The organism is Stenotrophomonas sp. MMGLT7 (assembly GCF_021168555.1).
Lineage (GTDB): Bacteria > Pseudomonadota > Gammaproteobacteria > Xanthomonadales > Xanthomonadaceae > MMGLT7.
Genome location: NZ_JAJOZS010000037.1, coordinates 1 through 2220 on the forward strand (window position 1 = coordinate 1; position 2220 = coordinate 2220).

At 68.7% G+C, this 2220-nt stretch carries 3 protein-coding genes; all 3 read right to left on the reverse strand.

Annotation, left to right across the window (positions count from 1 at the left end; translation table 11 throughout):
• Window positions 1-732, reverse strand: a 732-nt coding sequence (gene rfbD / locus LRX76_RS18675) for a dTDP-4-dehydrorhamnose reductase (RefSeq protein WP_231807133.1), incomplete at its 3' end; no start/stop codon positions are given.
• The gene (gene rfbC / locus LRX76_RS18680; RefSeq protein WP_231807134.1) at window positions 729-1286 is read right to left on the reverse strand and encodes a dTDP-4-dehydrorhamnose 3,5-epimerase; all 558 of its coding nucleotides are present in this window, start codon (window positions 1284-1286) and stop codon (window positions 729-731) included. The genes rfbD and rfbC, both read right to left, overlap by 4 nt.
• Window positions 1286-2173, reverse strand: a complete 888-nt coding sequence (gene rfbA / locus LRX76_RS18685) for a glucose-1-phosphate thymidylyltransferase RfbA (RefSeq protein ID WP_231807135.1) — start codon at window positions 2171-2173, stop codon at window positions 1286-1288. Before rfbA ends, rfbC begins: the two co-directional genes overlap by 1 nt.
• Window positions 2174-2220 lie beyond the last annotated feature (47 nt).

Genomic DNA, 2220 nt, shown 5'->3' on the forward strand with positions numbered 1-2220 from the left:
CAGTACGCCCTGCGCCACCGCCTCGGCGAAGATCGCCTCGGCAAAGCCATGCCAGCTGGTCTGCCCGCGCGCGGTCAGATGCCAGGTGCCGGACAACTGGCCCGGATGCGCCAGCGCCTGCGCGGTGACCTCGGCGATCAGCGCCGCCGGCGTCGGCGTGCCGACCTGGTCGGCCACCACCGTCAGTTCCTCGCGCTCGGCGCCCACGCGCAGCATCGTGCGCAGGAAGTTGCTGCCGTGGCTGGCATACACCCAGGCGGTGCGGAAGATCAGGTGGCGGCCGCCGGCGGCACGGATCGCCTCCTCGCCGGCCAGCTTGCTCTGCCCGTACGCGCCCAGCGGCGCGGTCGCCTCGTCCTCGCGGTAAGGCCGCGTGCCCTGCCCGTCGAACACGTAGTCGGTGGAGTAATGCACCAGCGGTACGCCGTGCCCGGCGCACCACCGTGCAATCTCTCCCGGTGCCTCGGCATTGGCGCGCAGCGCCGCCTCGCGGTGCTGCTCGGCCTTGTCCACCGCGGTCCAGGCCGCGGCATTGATCACCGTCGCCGGCTGCAGCCGCTCCAGCAACGCAGGCAGGGATCGAGGATCGTCGAAGTCGGCCACCTCGCAGGCCGTGCCATCGGGCAACGTGCCGCTGCGGGTCGTCGTCACCAGCGCCTGGCCGCCGGCGGCCAGCACCCGCCGCAGTTCCGTGCCGACCTGGCCGTTGCCGCCCAGCACCAGCACCGTCATGGCACGTAGACCGGCAGGCGGTCCTCGGGCACGTCCTCCAGGAACGGCGCGGCGGCGTCCTTGGCCGACAGCACCGGATCGCCGATCGGCCAGTCCACGCCGATGCGTGCATCGTTCCAGCGCAGGCCGGCATCGGCCTCCTTCACATATACCTCGGTGCACAGATAGCTGAACAACGCCCGCTCCGACAGCACCGCAAACCCGTGCGCGAAGCCTTCCGGGATCCAGAACTGGCGCTTGTTGTCCGCACTGAGCACCACCCCGGCCCACTTGCCGAAGGTGGGCGAGCCGCGGCGGATGTCCACCGCCACGTCGAACACCTCCCCTTCCAGCACGCTGACCAGCTTGCCCTGCGGCCGCGGCCACTGGTAGTGCAGCCCGCGCAACACCCCTTTGGACGAGGACGACACGTTGCTCTGCACGAACTGCGTCGGCAGCCCGTGCTCGCCGTAGCGCTGCGCATTCCAGGTCTCGAAGAAGAACCCGCGTTCGTCGCCGAACACCGCCGGCTCGATCACCACGCAGCCCGGCAGATCGGTGGGGATGATCTTCATTACTTCACTACTCCTCGTTGGGTCAGTTGCTGCAGGTAGCGGCCGTAGCCGTTCTTGGCCAGCGGCGCGGCCAGGCGCTGCAGCTGTTCGGCATTGACCCAGCCGTTGATGTAGGCGATCTCCTCCGGGCAGCACACCTGCAGGCCCTGGCGCTGCTGCAAGGTGCCGATGAAGTTGGACGCCTCCAGCAGCGACTCGTGGGTGCCGGTGTCCAGCCAGGCATAGCCGCGGCCCAGCTGCTCCAGGTACAGCTCGCCCTGTTCCAGGTAGCATCGGTTGAGGTCGGTGATTTCCAGCTCGCCGCGCGGCGAGGGCTTGAGCTCGGCGGCGTAGTCGGCCGCCTTGCCGTCGTAGAAGTACAGCCCGGTCACCGCGTAGTTCGAGCGCGGCGTGCTCGGCTTTTCCTCGATGTCCACCACCTTGCCGGCGGCATCGAACTCGGCCACGCCATAGCGCTCCGGATCGTTGACCCAGTAGCCGAACACGGTGGCCCCGTGCGGACGCGCGTCGGCACGCTGCAGGGTCTGGGTCAGGCCCACGCCGTGGAAGATGTTGTCGCCCAGCACCAGGCAGCTGGGCTGGCCGGCGACGAACTCGCGGCCGATCAGGTAGGCCTGCGCCAGGCCATCGGGGCTGGGCTGCACCGCATATTCGATGTGCATGCCCCATTGCGAACCGTCGCCCAGCAGGTGCTGGAACAGCGCCTGCTCGTGCGGGGTGTTGATGATCAGCACCTCGCGGATGCCCGCCAGCATCAGCACGCTGAGCGGGTAGTAGATCATCGGCTTGTCGTACACCGGCAGCAGCTGCTTGCTCACGCCGCGGGTGATCGGATACAGCCGCGTGCCGGAGCCGCCGGCCAGGATGATGCCTTTGCGTTGGGTCATCTGTGTTTCCTAGGGTCTTGCCGCTTCTCCCTTCTCCCGCATGCGGG